The 20,240-nt window shown below is 46.5% G+C and carries 14 protein-coding genes; 7 read left to right on the plus strand and 7 right to left on the minus strand.

Annotation, left to right across the window (positions count from 1 at the left end; genetic code table 11):
* Positions 1 to 7: 7 nt before the first annotated feature.
* Complete coding sequence (ppk2, locus tag LRP49_RS11470; protein WP_274142333.1) at positions 8 to 877, minus strand: polyphosphate kinase 2; 870 nt, start codon at positions 875 to 877, stop codon at positions 8 to 10.
* A 151-nt stretch (positions 878 to 1,028) separates the two neighbouring features.
* Between ppk2 and LRP49_RS11475 the strand changes: the two genes are divergently transcribed.
* Positions 1,029 to 1,946, plus strand: a complete 918-nt coding sequence (locus LRP49_RS11475) for a LysR family transcriptional regulator (protein ID WP_274142335.1) — start codon at positions 1,029 to 1,031, stop codon at positions 1,944 to 1,946.
* Between the two features lie 13 nt (positions 1,947 to 1,959).
* On the opposite strand, the gene LRP49_RS11480 is transcribed toward LRP49_RS11475, so the two are convergent.
* Positions 1,960 to 4,545 carry a calcium-binding protein gene (locus LRP49_RS11480; RefSeq protein WP_274142337.1) on the minus strand — a complete coding sequence of 862 codons (2,586 nt, stop codon included), beginning with the start codon at positions 4,543 to 4,545 and terminating at the stop codon, positions 1,960 to 1,962.
* 766 nt (positions 4,546 to 5,311) lie between these two features.
* Between LRP49_RS11480 and LRP49_RS11485 the strand changes: the two genes are divergently transcribed.
* The 3 genes from LRP49_RS11485 to LRP49_RS11495 all read left to right on the plus strand — a co-directional run bounded on the left by LRP49_RS11485 (position 5,312) and on the right by LRP49_RS11495 (position 10,765).
* Positions 5,312 to 7,654, plus strand: a complete 2,343-nt coding sequence (locus LRP49_RS11485) for a hypothetical protein (RefSeq protein ID WP_274142338.1) — start codon at positions 5,312 to 5,314, stop codon at positions 7,652 to 7,654.
* 131 nt (positions 7,655 to 7,785) lie between these two features.
* A complete protein-coding gene (locus LRP49_RS11490; RefSeq protein WP_274142340.1) occupies positions 7,786 to 8,550 on the plus strand; it encodes a helix-turn-helix domain-containing protein in 765 nt (254 codons plus the stop codon).
* Positions 8,551 to 8,725: 175 nt separating this feature from the next.
* Positions 8,726 to 10,765: a VIT and vWA domain-containing protein gene (locus LRP49_RS11495; RefSeq protein WP_274142491.1), complete on the plus strand. Its 2,040-nt coding sequence runs from the start codon at positions 8,726 to 8,728 to the stop codon at positions 10,763 to 10,765.
* Between the two features lie 50 nt (positions 10,766 to 10,815).
* Here the strand turns inward: LRP49_RS11495 and LRP49_RS11500 are convergent, their stop codons facing one another.
* The 4 genes from LRP49_RS11500 to LRP49_RS11515 form a co-directional block, all read right to left on the minus strand.
* Positions 10,816 to 11,556: an SDR family NAD(P)-dependent oxidoreductase gene (locus LRP49_RS11500; RefSeq protein WP_274142341.1), complete on the minus strand. Its 741-nt coding sequence runs from the start codon at positions 11,554 to 11,556 to the stop codon at positions 10,816 to 10,818.
* 34 nt (positions 11,557 to 11,590) lie between these two features.
* Positions 11,591 to 12,220: a hypothetical protein gene (locus LRP49_RS11505; RefSeq protein WP_274142342.1), complete on the minus strand. Its 630-nt coding sequence runs from the start codon at positions 12,218 to 12,220 to the stop codon at positions 11,591 to 11,593.
* A gap of 209 nt (positions 12,221 to 12,429) precedes the next feature.
* Positions 12,430 to 13,080 carry a response regulator gene (locus tag LRP49_RS11510; protein WP_274142343.1) on the minus strand — a complete coding sequence of 217 codons (651 nt, stop codon included), beginning with the start codon at positions 13,078 to 13,080 and terminating at the stop codon, positions 12,430 to 12,432.
* A gap of 33 nt (positions 13,081 to 13,113) precedes the next feature.
* Positions 13,114 to 14,409 (minus strand): cache domain-containing protein, encoded by a 1,296-nt coding sequence (locus tag LRP49_RS11515; protein WP_274142344.1) that lies wholly within the window; start codon positions 14,407 to 14,409, stop codon positions 13,114 to 13,116.
* 310 nt (positions 14,410 to 14,719) lie between these two features.
* On the opposite strand from LRP49_RS11515, the gene LRP49_RS11520 reads away from it, so the two are divergent.
* From LRP49_RS11520 to LRP49_RS11530, 3 genes are all read left to right on the plus strand, one after another.
* Positions 14,720 to 15,775 (plus strand): TRAP transporter substrate-binding protein, encoded by a 1,056-nt coding sequence (locus LRP49_RS11520; RefSeq protein WP_274142345.1) that lies wholly within the window; start codon positions 14,720 to 14,722, stop codon positions 15,773 to 15,775.
* Positions 15,776 to 15,840: 65 nt separating this feature from the next.
* Positions 15,841 to 16,386: a TRAP transporter small permease subunit gene (locus LRP49_RS11525; RefSeq protein WP_274142346.1), complete on the plus strand. Its 546-nt coding sequence runs from the start codon at positions 15,841 to 15,843 to the stop codon at positions 16,384 to 16,386.
* Entirely contained in the window at positions 16,373 to 17,758 is a 1,386-nt protein-coding gene (locus tag LRP49_RS11530; protein WP_274142348.1) for a TRAP transporter large permease, read from the plus strand. Before LRP49_RS11525 ends, LRP49_RS11530 begins: the two co-directional genes overlap by 14 nt.
* Before the next feature lie 70 nt (positions 17,759 to 17,828).
* On the opposite strand, the gene LRP49_RS11535 is transcribed toward LRP49_RS11530, so the two are convergent.
* Positions 17,829 to 20,204 (minus strand): Lon protease family protein, encoded by a 2,376-nt coding sequence (locus LRP49_RS11535; protein WP_274142349.1) that lies wholly within the window; start codon positions 20,202 to 20,204, stop codon positions 17,829 to 17,831.
* Between the last annotated feature and the right edge of the window lie 36 nt (positions 20,205 to 20,240).

Below are 20,240 nucleotides of genomic sequence, written 5' to 3' on the forward strand. Positions count from 1 at the left end.
TCTTTCTTTATGGTGCTTTGACTATTTGGTGGTCTAGTTGGCTAACGACATCTAGATCCTTACCGGGGTAATCTAATTGGCTAAGAAAGTGCCTCATACAATTGATGCGCCCTCGCTTTTTATCGTCGGAGAGAATCACTGTCCAAGGTGCATCTTTGGTGTGGGTATGAAACATCATGGTGTCTTTGGCTTTGGAGTAGTCATCCCATTTTGAAAGCGAGGCTAAATCTACTGGACTGAGTTTCCACTGTTTTAGTGGGTCGTTTTTGCGTGATTTGAAGCGTCGGAATTGCTCCTCCTGACTGACAGAGAACCAATACTTAAACAGTTTTATGCCACTGTTTGTTAGCATCCTTTCCAATTCGGGAGCCTGCCGTAGGAATTCCAAATATTCATTATCGTCACAAAACCCCATCACTTTTTCTACGCCAGCTCTGTTATACCAAGAACGGTCAAATAAAATAATTTCACCCTTTGTGGGTAGATATTTGATGTAACGTTGGAAATACCACTGGTTGCGCTCTCTTGCGTTGGGCTTTTCCAGGGCAATAACATGCGCACCACGAGGGTTTAAATGCTCCATGAAACGCTTGATGGTACCGCCTTTTCCTGCGGCATCTCGCCCCTCGAACAAGATGACAATACGTTGGTTGGTGTCTTTGACCCAGCCTTGCATCTTGAGCAATTCAATTTGCAATTCATGCTTATTTTTTTCGTATTCCACAACGTTTAGCTTTTTACGGTAGGGGTAGCTCCCATCGGCATTCCAAGGCAGGTTTTTAATTTTTCTATTTAGGTCAAATGGATATTCATGACTGTTAGTGAGCTGAATGTTTTGCGCGTTCGGTGTTGCTGATTGAGAATGCGTCTGCCCCATGCTTTTCACTCCCTTGATGATGGACCCAATGCTGTGTGAATCGTCTCTGTCTGGATGTTGAGAATCATATCAATAGCATCAATTATGCATGAGGGATTGGTGTAAATTAAATGTTATTAATCTATGACTTTAATAACGAAAAGTTATTCTTATGAATTTAATTCAACTCAAACTTTTCAATGAGATAGCGAGAGAGTTGAGCTTTGTGAAAGTGGCAAAGCTAAATCATATCAGTCAGCCGGCTGTCAGTGTCCATATTAAAAAGCTCGAGCATGCACTGGGGCAGCAACTGCTTTCTCGAACATCTCAAACGACGCAGTTAACACCGGAAGGGTTGTTGATTTTGGATGACGTCAAAGAGATCCTCCGTCTGTGTGAAAATATCAAGGTTCGTTCAAATTATCATCATGGGGTCGTGGAGGGGCATGTACGAGTGGCCGCAATTCACAGCGTGGGCATGTATGAGATTGGCGGATTCCTTACCTCATTTATGAATGCCTACCCTAATATCCGAGTGCATCTAGAATATCGCCATAGTGAGGATATTTATCAAAACATCGAGAAAGGAAAAATAGATATAGGCATAGTTGCTTACCCTCAAGTCAGACCTAAAATTGAAGCATTGCCGTATTCTCAGGATCAACTGGTTCTTATCACTGGGACTAAGCATCGTCTGGCACACAAAAAGTCCGTAGCCCTGAACCAGATCGCTGGCGAAGCTTTCATTGCATTTGGAGAAGGTATTCCGACGCGAGTGGCAATAGATAAATTGCTCCAAGAGTATGGCGTAGACGTCGATATCCGGATGACACACAACAATGTGTATACCTTGAAAAAAGCCGTGGAAGCAGAAGTCGGTATCGCAATCGTGCCATCAGCAACGGTTGGGGAAGAAGTGGAAAGAGGCGCGTTAAAGCGTATAAAACTAAACGTAGAGGATACCAAAAGGCCAATTTCAGTGATTAGATTAGCAGGAAGGAAAGGGAGCGCACCCGTTAATTTGTTTGTTGAGCGGTTGCTGGCTTTTTCCGCTAATGAAAAAGCCCCATATCGGGGCTTAGTTTTATAGCAGAAAGGTGCACTTAAATGGTCGTAAAGTCGAAGATATCAGCAGTGACATGATTCACATCGAACTGTTTGAGAGTGATGACAGTGCTGTCTCCATCGAATGTAATAACGGTTGATGCACCCACTTGAGTTGCATTGACTTGGCTGAATTGCGTTGCGAGAGAGCTGTCGATTTCAAGGGTGTCTTGGAAGCGGTTAAAGTCTTGGATTGTGTCATGCCCATCATGGTCACGGAATACAAAAACATCTTTGCCAACCCCTCCTATCAGGTAGTCATCACCATTGTGACCCATGATACGGTCGTTACCACCTTGGCCTGCGAGCTTGTCATGACCAAGCCCTCCCATCAGGGTGTCATGGCCTAAGCCGCCCCACAGGGTATCGTCACCATTATGGCCGGATAAGTAATCGTCTCCATCATTCCCGCCTAGTACATCATTACCTGCACCACCATACACAGTATCATTGCCAATACCGCCCCAAACAACATCGTTACCTTCATTGCCATTCAGAACATCATTGTCCTGACCGCCATGTATCGTGTCATCCCCTGCGCCGCCCGTTATAACGTCTTGACCCGCATTACCGTTGAGGTCGTCATTATCAGCACCGCCATCAATGGTGTCGTTGCCTATACCACCAAAAATACGGTCATTACCTAAACTGCCTCGAAGGGTATCATCCCCTTCGCCGCCATACAGCAAGTCATCGCCACGCGCTCCGCCAAAGTTGTCATCGCCTTGACCACCACGGAAATAGTCGTCACCCCAGCCGCCGTCGCCATAGTCGTTTCCATAGCCACCCTGAATGTAATCATTTCCATCACCACCCCAGATACCGTCGTCACCGGAGCCGCCTTGGATTTGGTCTTCACCGTCACCACCTTTGATGATGTCGTTATTAGCACCACCATGAATGGTGTCGTGTCCATCGCCACCGAGCAGCATGTCGTCGCCACTGTCGCCGAAAATTACGTCATTGCCATTGTCGCCGTTGATAGTGTCATTGCCAGCATTGCCGTGAATATAGTCGTTGTGGTCACCGCCACTGATGGTGTCATTGCCGAGGCCGCCATCAATGTAGTCAGCACCGACTTCACCGTTAATGGTGTCGTTGCCCCCGTTACCGTAGATTTCATCAGCACCGAAACCGCCGTTGATGACGTCATCCCCATCACAGTCGCTGACATGGTTTAGAACGACGTTGTCGATTAGCGCACCATAACCGTCTGCTACCCCCAAGCCGCCGAAACTGACTGTCAAAGCATCAGTACCTTGTGATACGGTGAACGTCGTATCGAGTGATTGATAAATGCCGTTTTGAATTTGGTTAAGGATCGTGGCGGAGTAGACAACGACGCCGTCCTGATCCGTGATTTCTGCGGTAAAGCCGCTTGTGGTGTAGTCATCACCTTTGATGCGGTTGGCGTAATCGAAAGAGAAGGCAAACTCTGTGCTCTGATGAGGAGATGGGGTACCCAATTCGCCGGTGTCGCCATTGATGAGGTGACCGACGTTTACCGTCTGTTCAACCTTTATTCCTTGCGCTAAATCCAGTTCCATTACGGTATTAGTCTGAGTGTTGTTGGAAGCTCCAGAAAGCTGACCTTGTTGCATCTCGACGACATCGCTGCCAACGCCTTGCCAGCCGACGAGTTCGCTGTTATTTACAAGCTCAAACTCATGGCCGACATTATCACCCCACGCTTCAAAATTGCCATTCACCAGAAGGTTGGTTGAATCACCATAAATAAGGTCGTGACCCGCGCCACCGTCGATGTCATCATCATCGCAGCCGCCAGATATAACATCGTTACCATTTCCACCTATAACAAGGTCATTGTCATCACCTGCCCAGAGGTCATCGTCGCCATTTCCGCCTATTAGCGTATCGTCGCCTGTGAAACCCTCAAGCTTGTCATTGCCTTCGCCACCGTGCAGGTAATCATTGCCCGCCTGACCAAACAACATGTCATCGCCATCATTGCCATACATGGTGTCATCGCCATCACCGCCATACTGGGTATCATTGCCTAACCCACCATGTTGGGTATCGTTTCCGTTTTGACCCCAAAGCCAATCGTCACCTTCGCCGCCTCGTAGGGTATCGTTGCCGTCGCCACCCCAAAGAATGTCGTTACCGCCATCGCCCCCGAGATCATCGTCGCCAGCCTCTCCAAACAGAATGTCGTTGTCGGCACCGCCTGACAGATAATCATTACCTTCACCGCCAAACAGTCGGTCTTCTCCGGCTCCGCCATATAGCGAGTCATTGCCGTCCTGACCGTATAAAATATCACTGCCGATACCACCATAAAGTACGTCGACACCGATGCCACCTTCTAAGCGATCATCTCCCTCATCGCCATAGAGTAAGTCATCACCAAATCCGCCACGCAGGTGGTCATCATCGTCACCGCCGTGCAATTCATCGTCATGATCGCCGCCGATAATGGTGTCGTTGCCTGCACCGCCATCGACATAGTCAGTATCGCCATCGGCTTGGATATAGTCGTCACCCCCGTAGCCGTATATCTCATCGGCACCGGGTGTACCAATTAAAATGTCATCGCCATTCGTTCCATTGATTACGTTTGCCATTTTATTTTCCCTTGTCCTAACTGGCTTAGATGCGCCATAAAATTGCGTTAGCGTGTCAAAAAAGAGACCCACTATGACAGGAGGGACTTCACGGGCTTGTCTCATACATGAGGCATGTCTGTTGTTCGATTTAGTGTTGGCTAATACTTACTGCTGAAAAAGTATGATGCTCGCTTTTTCAAACATGATGGTGGTGGGCGAGCGTTGGATAATGTTTAGCCGCGAACCATCGAAGTTCTAGCAGGTTTTAGAAAGCAACAAAGAATAGCTTTTTGCTATGTGCGCTTGTTCAGAAGTAGTGTGAATCGAGAAGTATTAAAATCGACTGAATTGGGGAGTATAAAAAGTAAAGTTCTAACTTCAATAAGTTGCATTGCTGATTTGAAAGCTTCCTGCATTGATATTGAGACAAAACGGCATAGATAGTATGCAGGATTGGTATGTCAACACCTGTTTGGTAACAAAAGTGAGCGTATGTTTTAATATTCAAAAATCACTAATAAAACACTAATTTAATTTTCAGATATGAATGATTATATATTTCTCGATATTGATTTTAGGTTTTTGTGGTTTTTCAATAAGCATTAGTTCACTCTCAATATGCAATAATCTTCTTTCTCCTGTATTTTTAATGTGCTCTTGTTTATCTCTCCAGTTCGAGTGTTACATGCGTTTACAATTATATTAATAATAATTTCTGGATGCGAGTTGTTATTAAAAATACATTAGTGGCAATCTAATCGATACCTAGGAAATAAAGCATAATATGCGAGTTAACGCTAAAGCTTATACGCGATCTGCAATCGCAATTGCCCTGACATCTTTATTGTTTGGTTGTGGTGGTTCTGACGGCAACAGTGACACGGACAGTGGCGATGGAAATATCCCAGATATTTCACAAAATTGTTTAATGCTGTCAGAAGGAAAAACATGTTTTGACGCAAGCATTAATGTTGTTAAAGGCAACAGCTTTACAATTCAACCAATTTCAGGAAATGGCGACGTTAACTGGTACGCACCGAATGCTTTCGCCATCGAAAACGGTGCGCAAACCTATTTCAGTTACGATGCAGCTTTTGTTGATTCAACAGCGAAAATTTACGCAGTTGACCCGAATAATAAAGATCAGCGTGTGGAAATTTCAGTGGCATTGGCATCACCTAGCCAAGAGCTGAATATTTATCCGCCGCATTTTGCTGTTCAATCTACCAACACCGAAATGTACGTCGAATGGCTTCCAATTACGTCTAAAGCGTCAGAAATTGTCGATCTTCCTACGGTTATTGAAGTCACTGAGTTGGATAGTAACGGCAATCCAATTTCAACGACAGAATACGCTGCTGGTGCAGACGCATTCATGACAATTGATACTCAGCCAGAAACGAGCTATCAGATTCACGTTGTTGTGAAAGGCGACCAAGAATACCGTTCATTGCCACTTTCTGTGACGACATCTCACGTGGATTACCGTGAACGCTCAGTAACTCCAGTAGATAATATTACTGATGTTCCAGCACTTCCGGTTGGCTCATTGGTTGATTTTAACGATGAACTCTACATGGTGCATGAGAGTGCCTCTGGTGCTCTGTCTTATGTGCCTGCGCACCCATTCCAATTACTTGAAGCAGACATTCCAGAGTTCAGTACTGTGTTGAATGATCTCGATGCTTCGACAATTGTGGCGTTAAGTAAGCTCGCGGAAGAAAATGTCGCGTTGATGCGGGTCGACGGTGAATCAGCGCCTTCTGTTCGATTTGAAGAAAACGAGTTGGTCATTAATAGCCTGATTATTCCCCGTGATGTTTCCTTGTATGCACGTAATGGTAAGGCGACTTCATGTGAAAATGCGGGCCCCATTAAAGCATGTGCAAATGTGCGCAACAAAACCAACTTTATTCCTGTTATCTCAACCGAACACTCTGACAACAAATTTACGGTAACGGCTTCTGTAGGGATTGATGCGGGTATCGATACCACGTTGACAGCAAGCCAAAAGATAAGCGGAAAGTTTGACCCTATCGGCATGTCGCGCTCAGTGAAATTCAAATATCCTAAGTTTGAAAACCTAGAAGTGCTAAATAAATATACCAAAGGACAAACGGTTGATATCGGTGTCACTGTAGGTTTTCGAGGCAAAGCATCTATCGCATCTCCAGAAATTGGATTTGGGATGAAAAATGCGGTGTACGCAAAAATGAGTGCGAGTGCTGGTGCGACATTCAAATGGGGCATTATTCCTAAGCCATTTTTTGAAGAGCCTATTGCAAAGATTCAAGCGAATATTGCCCAGCCTTACTACGGTGATTCGTATCTGTCGGTAAAAGATTCACTTAAAATTGGTACCCAACTCGACATTGGCGTGTACGCGAAAGTTAAGTTGATGAAGGGTTTTGATATTTCACTCAATGCCTATGAGCGTGGAAATCTTGATATTGAATACACGTCACCTGTTGAGTCATTAATTGGTCTTCAGGATCCACTACCGTTCCTGTTGCACACAAATGCAGCAGACATGGGCGCTGTCAGTAAAGTTGATGGTGGTGTGAAATTCAGCCTTCTTGATTTAAATGAGTCTTTCAACTTCGATTTTGGTCAGTACGATATTTATTCGCTCCCAACGCAAACAGCGGTAGATATTCATATGACCAGTCTCTGTTTGGAGAAATCAAGATATAACCCAGATATGTCCCAATTCCCGAACCCAGAGGATGCGAATATCCATACACCTGATAGTGGATGGTTGTTCCCTGGAGACATGTATGGATCTAACAAGCATCTGACGTTTACGCCAGTATTCAGAGATGTTGCTCCAAGTGCTATGGCGTTTGTGAACAGTAATTCGCCATCCCATATCGGGTTTATTGACAAAATTAATACGACGCAACAAGAAACTCGCGGCGTTTACCGATTGGTGAAGAAAGATGGCTTTGGTGCTATCAACGCAGCGTTCCCGATGATTGCGGATGTAAGAATCATTCACTCTGAAATTCAAACGCCATACCCTTGGGTGTGTTGGGGTAAATCTTTTGAAGAATCAAAAGAGAAAATGACCACCATGCACACATTGAACAATGTAGTGATGGATTTGAATACGTTGGGAGATGACTAAAGGGCAAAAGCAATGACCACAGTTTTTTGCTGACGCCAGATAGGTTTGTCTGAAAATGAGAAAAACGCCCTGCACATTTGCGGGGCGTTTTTTTACAATTGACCCCTAGGCTATTTGCTATTGGGGGTGTCATGGCGGAATGTGAACAGCTTATTCAAACGTTAAAGCAGCAGCTTAAATTGCGAGGGTTACAGTACCAAGACATCGCTCGAGTACTCGATCTTAGCGAGGGTTCAGTGAAAAGGCTGTTTGCAAATGGCGGCAGTATTAGCCTTGAACGCTTGGCGTTGATTTGTGAGGCGATGAGCCTTGAGATGTCGGAGCTATTCAAGCTAGCTTCAGAGAACACGAAACATCTGACCCAGCTTACGCGACAGCAGGAAGAGGAGCTGGTAGCAGACAAAGCTTTGTTGCTTGTTGCCGTTTGTATTACCAATGGGTATCGGTTTGAACAGATATTGGAGCAATATAATCTTTCTGAGCATGTGTTGATCCAAAAGCTGGCACACCTTGATCGCCTGAACGTCATCGAACTGCTTCCCGAGAACCGCATTAAGCTAAAGATCTCTCCGTCATTTCACTGGATTGCGGGTGGGCCGATTCAACAGTTTTTCCAACAACAAGTGATTCGCACCTTCTTTAGTACCTACTTCTCCGGTGATGACGAAAAACTTGTCATGTCTACGGGGCTCATGTCTTTGCCTTCAAATCACAAGTTTCAGCAGAAAATCCAGCGTTTGGTAGGGGAGTTCTATGAAGCTTGCAACAGTGATAACGCATTAACGATGCAACAACGTCATGGTACGTCGATGGTGATTGCTATGCGACGGTGGACGTTTCCTCTATTTGATGAATATGAAGAAAAGGCTTCAGATACAACGCATTCGAAAAAATAGTCTCATCTGATAAGACGTGGCGTATCAACATACGTCACTTTCACTGTGCGCCTTTCTCTGCACGCTTCCTTGTTGCAAGCTCATGTCCAAAGAGCCAGATGCTCTTCTATTAGCGAAGCAACGGAGGCACCAAATGCGACCGACAATCTCAGTTCGTTTTTACGCAATTCTTGTCATGATGTTGGCCCTTCTGACCAGCATGTTTATGCCACGAGCACAGGCAAGTGGATTACTCAAACCCGTCAACAGTACTTATCAGGATCTTACGATCCAAACTCATCACGTGGACGTTGTCATCGAAGACGGCTACGCAACGACATCCATAGAGCAAGTCTTCTATAACCCAAATGATGATGTCCTTGAGGCGCATTACTCTTTCCCTGTCCCCCAAAAAGCCGTGGTCGGAGAATTCATTTATTGGATTGACGGTACGCCTGTTATTGCGGAGGCGGTGAAAAAGAAAGAGGCCCGTAAAATATACGAAGATCAAAAAGCAAAAGGCAATGCAACGGCAATAACAGAAAAGGATGATTTCAAGACATTCGAAATGCGGGTGTTTCCCGTTCAGCCGAAACAGACCGTAAAAGTGCGATTGGTTTACCTTCAAGATGCGTTACTGGACCATGGCATTGGGCGTTATGTCTATCCGATGGAAGAGGGCGGGGTAGATGAAGAGAAAAACAGTTTTTGGACGCGCAATGATGCCGTAGAACAAGCGTTTTCATTCAACGTGACGCTACGTTCGGCCTATCCAGTAGATGGGGTGAGGCTGCCGGCTCATCCGAATGCTGTGATTACTGAAACACCCGATGGCGAACACATTCAATGGCAGGCGTTGCTGTCTAACCAGCAGGGTGCTGTGGTTGAAGAAGGAGAGGCGAATGCTGGGCAAACCGTAACACCTGTTGCTCGATTGGACCAAGACGTCGTGTTTTACTGGCGTTTGCAAGATGGCCTCCCAGGACGACTCGATCTCGTGGCATATCGTGACCCGAACATCTCCAGTAAAGGCACGGTGAAACTCACCTTTACACCGGGTGATGACTTAGTGCCTGTGACACAAGGAAGAGATTGGGTATTTATTTTGGATAAATCAGGGTCGATGTCAGGCAAGTACAGCACGCTGGTGGAAGGGGTTCGCCAAGGGCTTGAAAAGCTGCCTCAACAGGATCGTTTTCGCGTCGTGATGTTCGATAACAGCACCTACGATTTGACCAATGGCTTTAAGCCCGCCAACAAAGAAAACGTTAGTCAGGTACTCGCTGCCATTGAAAATGTGCAGCCGGATAATGGTACCAACCTCTATGAAGGCATGCAGGCAGCTTTGAAAAAGCTCGACCAAGACAGACCAACAGGTGTTGTATTGGTGACAGATGGTGTCGCGAATGTGGGCGTGACCGCCAAGCGTAAGTTTCTTGAGATGATGGAAAAACACGATGTTCGTTTGTTTACCTTCATCATGGGGAACAGTGCCAATACCCCATTGTTAATTCCTATGACCAAGGTATCGAATGGGGTGGCAACTTCGGTGTCAAACTCTGATGACATCATCGGGCACCTGATGAATATTTCAAGCAAACTGACCCACCAGGCATATCGCAACGTTTCCGTAGATATCGATGGTGTGAAAATTAAAGACCTCACACCTGAGGAGATTGGGTCTCTATACAGAGGCGAGCAGTTGGTGATGTTTGGGCACTACTTTAAAGCAGGCAAAGGAAAAGTGACGTTATCGATGGATGTAGAGGGAGAAACGCGCCGCTACACCACAGAAGTGATGCTCCCGGAAACGGCGACGCGCAATCCTGAGCTAGAAAGGATGTGGGCACTTTCTGCGATTAAAGATCTGGAAGCGACCATGGACTACTTTGAGGAAAAGGACCGCGATACAGAGTCTGCGATTGAAGACATTGCATTGGAGTACGGCTTACTCACAGATTACACCTCACTGCTGGTGGTCGAAGAAGATGTGTTCGCACAATTGGGTTTAGACAGAAACAACAAAACGCGTGTTGAGACCGAGCAGCAAGCAAGGGCTCAGCGTAAAACCGCAAATGTGTCACCAAGTCGTGCAGACACGCAACAGCCGATGTTTAGTCAACCCGCACCAACGCACTCAGGCGGCGGAAGTGGCGGAGGTAGTATTGGTTACGTGATGATTATGATGCTAGGTGCGTTGGCACTGGGCCGTAAGCTGGTGATGAAAACACGCTAAGGCGTCGTCTGAATAAAACGAAAAGGCCGCATCTCGCGGCCTTTCTTTATTTAGCTCAAGCTGAGGCCGCCATCCATAACGAGTGTATGGCCCACAATGTAACTGGCTTGTTCGGAGGAGAGCCATAAAATAGCGTTAGAGATCTCTTCGGGTGAGGCAAAGCGGCCATTAGGAACTTGCTTGGCCACGGTCTCGCGAAGGTCGATGTCCAGTTCCGCTTGTTGCTGCTCCCAGCGAGGTGTCCAAGTTACCCCTGGTGCGATGGCGTTAACGCGAATTCCTTTGCGAATCGCCTCAACAGCGACAGAACGTGTTAATCCTTCAATCCCGTGTTTTGCGCCAGAGTACATAGAAGCATTGGGGGTCGGACGAATGCCGTTGACGGAACTAAGATTTACAATCGCACTGCCTTCCGGCATTAAATTCAATTCATAGCGCAGACAAAGCGCATGAATCCAAAAGTCAGTGACCATGGTGCTGTATAGCGCATCAATGGGGACGCTCGCGAACTCTCCACGCGATTCGAGTTTTGGTGATGCGTTGTTCACAGCGATGTCGAGGTGGCCATAGTTTTCTCGAATATAGCCAAAGAAACGGTCAACCTGATGGACGTCTTTCAGATCGACGGGAAGGTAATCAACCGCCGAAAGTTCCGGATGTGAGGCGAGGGCTTGGTTCCATTTATTTTCATCTCTAGAACATGAGATAACACGATAACCTGCTTGTTGAAACGCAAGTACTGTTTGAAGGCCAATACCGCTGCTGCCTCCGGTCACAAGAACAATTTTCATGTGTGCTCCGGCTGAACATGAGGAAAGGACTTGGCTAGCGGTGCATAAATATATCGTCCAGCATCAACCTTTGGGTGCTGCGAACTTTCTTATTTTCTTCGTGTTCGTCATGAAATTGCTGCTCGCCAAGCATAATCAGAATGTCAAAAAAGTACCGTACGCTACCTCTTTGATTATTCATCACTTTAAGCATAGCATCACAGAATCTGTCTGGGCTGTTAGAGTTCAAATCTGACGCAATTCTTCCAATTTGTTGGCAACAATGAACGATTCTAGGCCTATCCAGCGTGTTGGCGTAGCTGATGCAATTCATCCATTCATCACTTCGGAGTGTGTCCCATAGTTTTGTGGAGATATCAGCACGGACGTCTAATGGCGTGGTAGAAAGTGCTTTAAGGTAATACTGCTGTCTTTGGGTCTTTACTCGGTTCTGCACACGAGGAGACTCTATAAAAGAGCGCGTTAGCATAGGCATGGTCATGAGATATAACAGCAGTGTCAGCGTTAGCGTTGCAACGAAAAAAATGTCATCGACCAAGCCGAAGTAATAACAGACAAGACCCGTCGAGGCCGAGAACATAAGAAATGCGAGAGAAATGACCAATCTTGCCCGCCAGCGCGCAGTAGAGAGATAATCAGGCATGCCAGTATTTAAGGCCTGCATAGAAATTCCTCTGAACTCCAAAGAGGGAAGTTGGGGTATAAGGAATTGCGCCTGATGCACGGTGGCATTCTCCGTCCGAGTGAGATGAATATACTTTAGCGAACTTTGGCTAAAAATCGCTCGACGGTGTCAAAAATACAGAAAAAATGTCTGATAATTCTGTTAGTTAACGTAACAAGGTTTGAATTGTTGAATTATGGACAAAACGGCTAAATGTCATTGTCCTGCTGTACCCATCCCTGCTCCATGGCGTACTTTACAAGACCTGCCGTTGAAGTAACGCCCAGCTTTTTTTTCACACGTAGGCGATGAGTTTCAACGGTTCTAACGCTGATGTTGAGTTCTCGGGCAATGGTTTTGTTACATGCCCCATTTGCAATGAGTATCAATACATCTTTTTCTCTTGGGGTGGGGGTACTGTCGTCGCTTTCAGGGTTATTTAACTCCGTCATGCTTTCCATTAAGGTTTCTGAAACACCGGCACTGAAATAGGTGCCGCCGCCTGCAATTACATCCAGAGCTTGCACCAGTTCTTGTGAGGATACATCTTTCAACACATAGCCTTTTGCACCGCCACGCATCGCAGCTAACACGTACTCTTTGCTGTTGTGCATGCTGAGTATGACAACTTTGATTTTTGGTGCTTTTTCTCGTAATTCGTTAAGGACATCTAACCCCGTTTTATTCGGCATAGTGATGTCAGTGAGTACAATGTCAGGATGAAGAGACAGTGCCTTTTCAATCGCCACTTGGCCGTCGTTGGCGGCACCAACAATGTCGAATTGAGGTTGTCGCGATAACCTTTCCATCAGGCCATCTTGGAGCAGGACATGATCGTCCGCGAGTAGCAGTGTTGTCATGAAAGCTCTCCTTATCTTTCTAGCCGTTAGTATTTAATGCGCGAAGGGCAAAATAGCTCTAACTTCGGTACCTTGATTTAACAGGCTGCTGATCGAAAAAACACCGTCGAGGTTTTCAATGCGCTCACGCATATTTTTCAGTCCCATTGAGTGTGCTGCTGCTTTAAGTCTATGTTCTTCGAAACCCACGCCATCATCCGCGATAGTCAGCACAATTTCGCCTTCTTCTTCCTGAAGAATGATATCGACGGCGTCAGCCTTGGCATGCTTTTCAGCATTATGAAGGGCTTCTTGCGCAACGCGGTAGAGTGTTACTTCCGCCGATTTCGAGATGTGCTTCATATCAATATGGTGGTCAAACAAAACTTGCATCCCTGACCGCAAAGACACCTCTTTCGCCAGGTCTTCCAACGCGACGATTAACCCAAGGTCATCAAGCAACGCGGGTTTAAGGTCTTTTGAAATCCTGCGAAGCTCAGTGACAGCTTTATCCAAGGTGTCTTGGCCTAACTCGATATTATGGTTGAGCTCTTCTTGTGATTTTGCTTCTTGGATATTGTCCAAACGGTATTTCACCGAGACCAGCATTTGGTTGATACCGTCATGTAACTCACGCGCTATTCGTGTTCGCTCTTCTTCTTGTGACTCAATCAGTTGTCGATTGAGCAATTGCAGTTTTTTATTTGCAAGTTCCCTTGCGTTGATGTGAATACTGGTCGCCAAGCTGGCCATAATGCCGATGGTAATAATGAGCGCGATGCTTAAGCCTATGAACGTTTTGCTAATGGTCTCCGCAATTTTGCTGTGGACTGTTGTCACTTGTGTGTCGATATCATCAATGTAGACCCCTGTACCGACCATCCAGCCCCATTTCTCCAGCCCAATGGCATAGCTGAGTTTCTTAACTTGTTCTTTTTTAGAGGGTTTGTGCCAGTAGTAATCGACATATCCACCACCTTGCTGTGCGGTGCGAATGAGAGCCTGAAGTAGTTTAAAGCCCCGTGAGTCCTCAACATCCCAAATATTTGTGCCTACCATTTCCGGCTGATAAGGGAGAACAAGATTGGTACCGTCATAGGTGTATGCAAAGAAATAGCCGTCTTCGCCATACGTGAGATTGTTAAGAATATCGATGACAGCGCGTTTTGCAGCTTCGTCATTTTCGTGGGCGGCATCATAAATTGGGGAAATAGACGCACGCGCCAACTCTACGTATTTGAGTAACTCTTGTTTTTTGGATGCGAGTGTTTCAGAGCGAATGACGCTGGCTTGATTTTTAGACAGAGAGTCTGACTGAATCATCACCAGCCCAATAATTAGCCCAAACATCAGGAGCAAAGGCACCATGGTCAAGAGAAGAATCTTGACGCGTAATGGTGTATTTATGCCAGAAAAAGTAGTCATGGTTGAGACGCTCAAATAGACACTCTGTGAACAAATTACGTAGTACTACGTAAGCCAGATACGTAATGCTATGGACGTTAAGTCCGTTTTCTAACTGATATTTTTTTTCAAACTGTAACGATAGGCTGAATGGTAACAAATATTTAACAGCGTAAGAACGCTGTCATCCTCAACCTAAAACAGCGGTAACAATAAATCATGTAATCAGTGATACCGCGCAGCCAAGGAGTGGACAATGAAACTGTCAGCCTCGAACACCATCAAAGCCCTCACGCTCGCAACACTGTGTTTTTCGGGTTCGGCTCTCGCCGATAAAGTTCTCCTAAAAACCCCAATTGCGTTTGGTACACACTTACCTGCACTTGGAACGCCGATTAAGTGGGTTTCTGAGCGTATTGAGCCAATCTCAGGCAACACAATCCGCATGAAAGTGTATGAGCCGGGCAAACTCGTCGCGCCGCTGGAAATTTTGGATGCGGTATCAAGTGGCAAGGTTAACTCAGGTTATGCAACCGCTGGTTACTGGCAAGGCAAAATGCCTGCTGCGACTTTATTCTCGGCCGTACCATTTGGTCCAGAAGCTCCGGAATATATGGCTTGGCTCTTTTATGGAAATGGCCTCGATTTATACCAAGGCATGTATGACGAAGCGGGCTACAACGTGAAGGTACTGCCATGTGCCATCATTTCGCCTGAAACCTCGGGTTGGTTTAAAAAGCCTATCGAGAAGCCAGAAGACCTTAAAGGGCTGACAATGCGTTTCTTTGGCCTAGGTGGTCAGGTTATGGAGAAATTGGGCGTTGGTACCGTTCAGTTGCCAGGTGGCGAAATTTTCGGTGCACTTGAGAAAGGTGCGATTGATGCCAGTGAGTTTTCACAACCGGCAATCGATCAACGCCTTGGCTTCCATAAGATTGTGAAATACAACTACTTCCCCGGTTGGCACCAGCAAGCGACCTTGTTTGAGCTGCTTATCAACAAAGATACGTGGAACAAGATGGATGAAGATCAGCAGGCTGCGGTAGAAACGCTCTGCATGGCATCCATGACCAACTCGATTGCTGAAGGTGAAGCGATGCAGTTTGAAGCGATGCAAAAAGCACAAGAGCAGGGTGTAGAGCTTCGTTACTGGAATGAAGATATGTTGGATTTATTCCAAAGCACATGGCTCGAAGTGGTTGAAGAGCAAAAACAAGATCCTTACTTCGCAAAAGTATGGAAAGACATGTCTGACTTCCGTCAAAACTATGAAATTTGGGAATCTAAAGGTTTCTTACCACGTTCTAATTGATGTCCTTCAGAGTTTGGGCGGCAGGATGTCGCCCCTTTTTTTTCATCGGGTGAAGGGAGTTAGTTATGACCCAGCCTTCTCATCCACCACCTCTCTCATCACCACTGGCTGATAGCATCGAAAATGTCGTCCGATTTGTCGGTCGCACGTTTGCGTGGAGTTATCTCGTGCTTGTGTTGGTGATTATTACGCAGGTGGTGCTTCGTAAAGTCTTCAATAATGGTCAAATAGCACTCGAAGAGTTGCAGTGGCACCTTTATGCCATAGGTGTGTTGTTTGGTCTCTCGTATGCCGAAATCACAGGAACGCATGTCCGTGTAGATATTTTCTACCACCGATTCTCTGTGAAAACCAAGGCGTGGGTGGAAGTGGTGACCGTACTCTTTTTCGTTTGGCCATTTATGTATGTCATCTTCATTCACTCTCTCGATTTCGTCTATGAAGCTTGGCGAGTTGGAGAGCGTTCTAACGCGCCATCCGGTTTACCGTGGCGTTGGCTGATCAAATCTGCCATTCCTTTTAGTGCAGCCTTACTGGCGTTTGCCAGCTTGGCGAGATTGCTTCGTGCAATCGCTGTTATTCGTCATGGAGGTCAGCATGGAAGCGAATGAAATCCTGATCCTTGCGATGTTTGGTAGCTTCATTCTGCTGCTGTTCTTAGGCATCCCTGTTGCGTGGGTGCTCGGCGGCGTGGGTGTCGCGTTTGCTTTTATCGGGTATTTTTCCGACATCTATTTGGATACGTGGACAGGGTTGGATTTTACGACCCTCGGGTTGGTCGTGAACCGACTCTTTAAGATCATGGATAACTGGATATTGGTTGCGCTCCCCATGTTTATTTTCATGGGAAATATGCTCGACAAATCCGGTGTGGCTGATCGCTTGATGCATGCGATGCAGGCACTGTTTGGTCGCGTTCATGGGGGCTTGGCCATCACGGTAATGGCGATTGGGATCATTCTTGCGGCTTCAACCGGGATCATTGGCGCGTCTGTTGTTTTGCTCGCGACCATGTCTTTACCTGCAATGATGAAGCAAGGATATAACCTGCCGTTAGCACTAGGGACAATCGCCTCTGCAGGTACCCTCGGTATCTTGCTTCCGCCATCCATAATGTTGGTGATCATGGCAGACCAGCTGGGTTTGTCAGTCGGTGACTTGTTTATGGGGGCGATGTTCCCAGGCTTAATGTTGGGTGCGATATATATTGTCTATCTGCTCATTGTCGGGATGGTGAAATCAGATTCAATGCCGTTACCTGCTGATGCTAAGGGCGTCGATTGGGCAGTGATAAAGGATGTGGCAAAAGCCATTGTGCCGACATTTATGCTAATTCTCGTTGTCTTGGGGTCAATCTTTGCGGGGATTGCAACGCCGACAGAAGCGTCAGGGGTAGGGGCATTCGGTGCCATTTTGCTCGCGATGTTCTACAAACGTTTCTCAATGGCTGTGTTGAAAGAGGTTTTATTAGATAGCTATAAAACGACCGCGTATATTTTCGCGATATTTATCGGTGCGACCTGTTTCGCGTTAGTCTTGCGAGAGTTGGGCGGGGATGAGTTCATTGAAAGTGCATTTGAAGCACTGCCATTTGGTCCATACGGTGTCGTGGCCTTTATCCTACTGGTGATCTTTTTGCTGGGTTTCTTCCTCGATTGGATAGAAATTACCTTAATCGTATTGCCATTGCTGGCACCTGTAGTATTGAGTTTGGATCTGAATATAGGGGCGTATCCGGGGCTCGATAATCCCGAGATGGTGTGGTTTGTGATGTTGGTGGCAATGGCTTTACAGACCAGTTTCTTAACGCCGCCCGTAGGGTTTGCGCTGTTCTATCTCAAAGGGGTTTGTCCGCCGGAAGTGAAACTGACGGATATCTATAAAGGGGTTGCTCCGTTTATTCTGCTCCAACTGGCTGCGTTGGTTATGCTGGTGTTCTGGCCTCAGTTAGTACTTTGGTTACCTTCGATTGCTTACGGATAGTGACTGGAAATATCAGGCATTTGAAACGAAAAGAGCCGACGTTATGTCGGCTCTTTCTTTTGCTCATTACTTAGTTTTTGCTGGCGGATTTCCTAAGTGCTTCTAGGTTTTTCGCTGCTTTGTACAAGACAGTGTCAGCTTTGAATTTACCTTTACTGTCGGCTTTACCCGTCGCTATGCCTGTGAAAAGCTCAATGGCTTCACTGACATGCTCGATCGCGTAGATGTGGAACTTACCTTTTTCGACTGCATGAATAATGTCTTTACGCAGCATCAGATTGTGTACGTTTGAGGCTGGGATGATGACGCCTTGCGTCGACTTAGGGCCTTTGATGGTACATACATCAAAGAAACCTTCGATTTTCTCATTCACACCACCAATAGGCTGAGACTGGCCAAATTGGTTCATAGAACCCGTGATCGCAAGGTCTTGGCGAATAGGTACGCCTGAAATCGCAGAAATGACGGCACAGAATTCGGCCATTGAAGCACTGTCTCCATCGACACCTCCATAAGACTGCTCGAAAGTCAGACGAGTGGTTAACGGTATCTTGGCGGTTTTCCCCAGTAACGACGACAAGTAGGCGGTTAAAATCATCACGCCTTTCGAGTGAATGTTCCCACCCAGCTTCACGCTGCGCTCAATATCGAGTACGGAGCCATCTCCAAACGACGTGGTCGCAGTGATACGATTAGGCGCGCCAAAGCTAAAGTCGCTGGTGGCTAAAACGGATAGCGCGTTAACCTGACCCAGAGCTTTACCTTTGGTATCAATCAAGGTTGTTCCATTGGTAAAGCCTTCCATGACGTGGTCGCGTAAACGACTAACGCGCATGTCGCGACTCGCTAGTGCTTTTTCTACGTGGGAGGCGCGCATGACGTTCGCACCTGTGCTTCTCGCTTGGTAGTTTGACTCTCTAAGCAGATTCGCGATGTCTGCGGAATGCAATGACAGCTTGTCTTGATCGTCAGATTGGCGGGAGCTGTGCTCAATGATGCGCCCAATTGCGCCTTGGTCGCAGTGTAGCAAACCGTTGTCATGGCAAATGCTGGAAATGAACTTAGCGTATTTCAATTCACTGTCGTCATTTCGTGGCATGTCGTCTTCAAAATCTGCAGTGACTCTGAATAGCTCACTGAAATCCGGGTCGTAACGCTGAAGCAGCGTATAGGTTTGGTAGTCACCGAACAGAATGATTTTCAGATCCAGAGGGATAGGCTCTGGCTCTAGGGAAATTGTGCCGCTCAGTGTCACTTCTCTTTCCAAAGAACTGAGGTTGGCTTTTCGAGAGCTCAGGGCGCGTTTGAGGCCATCCCAGACGTAGGGGCGCTCAAGCACTTTTACGGCATCAATGAGCAGTACGCCGCCATTAGCGCGATGAATACTGCCCGGACGGATGAGTGAGAAGTCAGTAAATACTGTGCCTTTGTATGTGGCGTTCTCTACATAACCAAAAATACTGTGATAGGTTGGACTGTCTTCTACTACCACAGGCGGAACATCGTCTTCTTGGCTGATCAGTACATTCACTTGGTAGCGACGGGGAAGTTTCTTATCAAGCGCAGCGTAAGCAAGGGCGGCTTGCTCTTCACTTTCTTGCAAGAAAATATCGAGATTTTCGACGATGTCGCTTTGCATCGCTTTAAGGTATTTTTTGACTTGGGGTAAGTCACTGTATGCCTCAATAAGCGGTGTCATCAGGTGGGTAACGACTTCTGTCGCGACTTCCTCATCCAGTTTCTGTTGTTTGTCAGCGTAATGCTCTTCCCACTCGGTCAGTTTTCTCACTAAGCCACGAAGTTGAATTTCTAATTCACGAATCGCGTTATCAAACGCTTCTTGTTCTTTGGGAGAGAGTAGATCAAACGATTCTTCTGTATGAGGCTCTTCACCGTTTAAGGCGATGAACTGATAGTCACCAGTCGCTGTTATTGAAAGGCTGACGCTTTGGGCATTTGCGTCTTGGCTTAATGCCGCTAATGCGCCTTCTTGCTGCTCACTTAAGCGGTTCTTTAGAACATCAGCACGGGAGTAATACATTTCATTGTCGAAGGCCATTGGCAGAGAATTTCCCATTCTGCCCATGAGCTTTTCGATATCTTTTTTGAGCTTTAACCCTCTCCCCGCAGGAAGCTGAAGCACGGTCGGGGAGCGAGAGTCCTGAAAATTGGCGACATAACACCAGTCAAATACCGGGTGGGAATATTGCCAGTGGCGATTGAGGTAGCGCATGACCATGGTGCGCTTACCGAGACCATTTTGGCCAACCGCATAAATGTTATAACCCTTCTCTTTGATAGACATGGCAAACTCGACGGCTTGTCGAGCGCGCTCTTGGCCAACAATTTCATCAAGTGGCTCTAAGTGTTTGGTGGAAGTGACATCAAGTTTGCTCAATTTAGAAGAGCGATAGAGCTGGTCGCTAGATAAAGGCATATAAGGCATGTGCGCTCTCCTTGCACGTATAGATATCGTTCTTTC

Source organism: Enterovibrio qingdaonensis, assembly GCF_028683135.1.
Classification (GTDB): domain Bacteria; phylum Pseudomonadota; class Gammaproteobacteria; order Enterobacterales; family Vibrionaceae; genus Enterovibrio; species Enterovibrio qingdaonensis.

Coding starts and splice junctions, on each gene's coding strand:
- LRP49_RS11530 (WP_274142348.1), top strand. CDS start 16,373: ATGGAAGCGAATGAAATCCTGATCCTTGCGATGTTTGGTAGCTTCATT.
- LRP49_RS11510 (WP_274142343.1), bottom strand. CDS start 13,080: ATGACAACACTGCTACTCGCGGACGATCATGTCCTGCTCCAAGATGGC.
- LRP49_RS11535 (WP_274142349.1), bottom strand. CDS start 20,204: ATGCCTTATATGCCTTTATCTAGCGACCAGCTCTATCGCTCTTCTAAA.
- LRP49_RS11500 (WP_274142341.1), bottom strand. CDS start 11,556: ATGAAAATTGTTCTTGTGACCGGAGGCAGCAGCGGTATTGGCCTTCAA.
- LRP49_RS11480 (WP_274142337.1), bottom strand. CDS start 4,545: ATGGCAAACGTAATCAATGGAACGAATGGCGATGACATTTTAATTGGT.
- LRP49_RS11505 (WP_274142342.1), bottom strand. CDS start 12,220: ATGCAGGCCTTAAATACTGGCATGCCTGATTATCTCTCTACTGCGCGC.
- LRP49_RS11495 (WP_274142491.1), top strand. CDS start 8,726: ATGATGTTGGCCCTTCTGACCAGCATGTTTATGCCACGAGCACAGGCA.
- LRP49_RS11490 (WP_274142340.1), top strand. CDS start 7,786: ATGGCGGAATGTGAACAGCTTATTCAAACGTTAAAGCAGCAGCTTAAA.
- ppk2 (WP_274142333.1), bottom strand. CDS start 877: ATGGGGCAGACGCATTCTCAATCAGCAACACCGAACGCGCAAAACATT.
- LRP49_RS11485 (WP_274142338.1), top strand. CDS start 5,312: ATGCGAGTTAACGCTAAAGCTTATACGCGATCTGCAATCGCAATTGCC.
- LRP49_RS11475 (WP_274142335.1), top strand. CDS start 1,029: ATGAATTTAATTCAACTCAAACTTTTCAATGAGATAGCGAGAGAGTTG.
- LRP49_RS11525 (WP_274142346.1), top strand. CDS start 15,841: ATGACCCAGCCTTCTCATCCACCACCTCTCTCATCACCACTGGCTGAT.
- LRP49_RS11515 (WP_274142344.1), bottom strand. CDS start 14,409: ATGTTTGGGCTAATTATTGGGCTGGTGATGATTCAGTCAGACTCTCTG.
- LRP49_RS11520 (WP_274142345.1), top strand. CDS start 14,720: ATGAAACTGTCAGCCTCGAACACCATCAAAGCCCTCACGCTCGCAACA.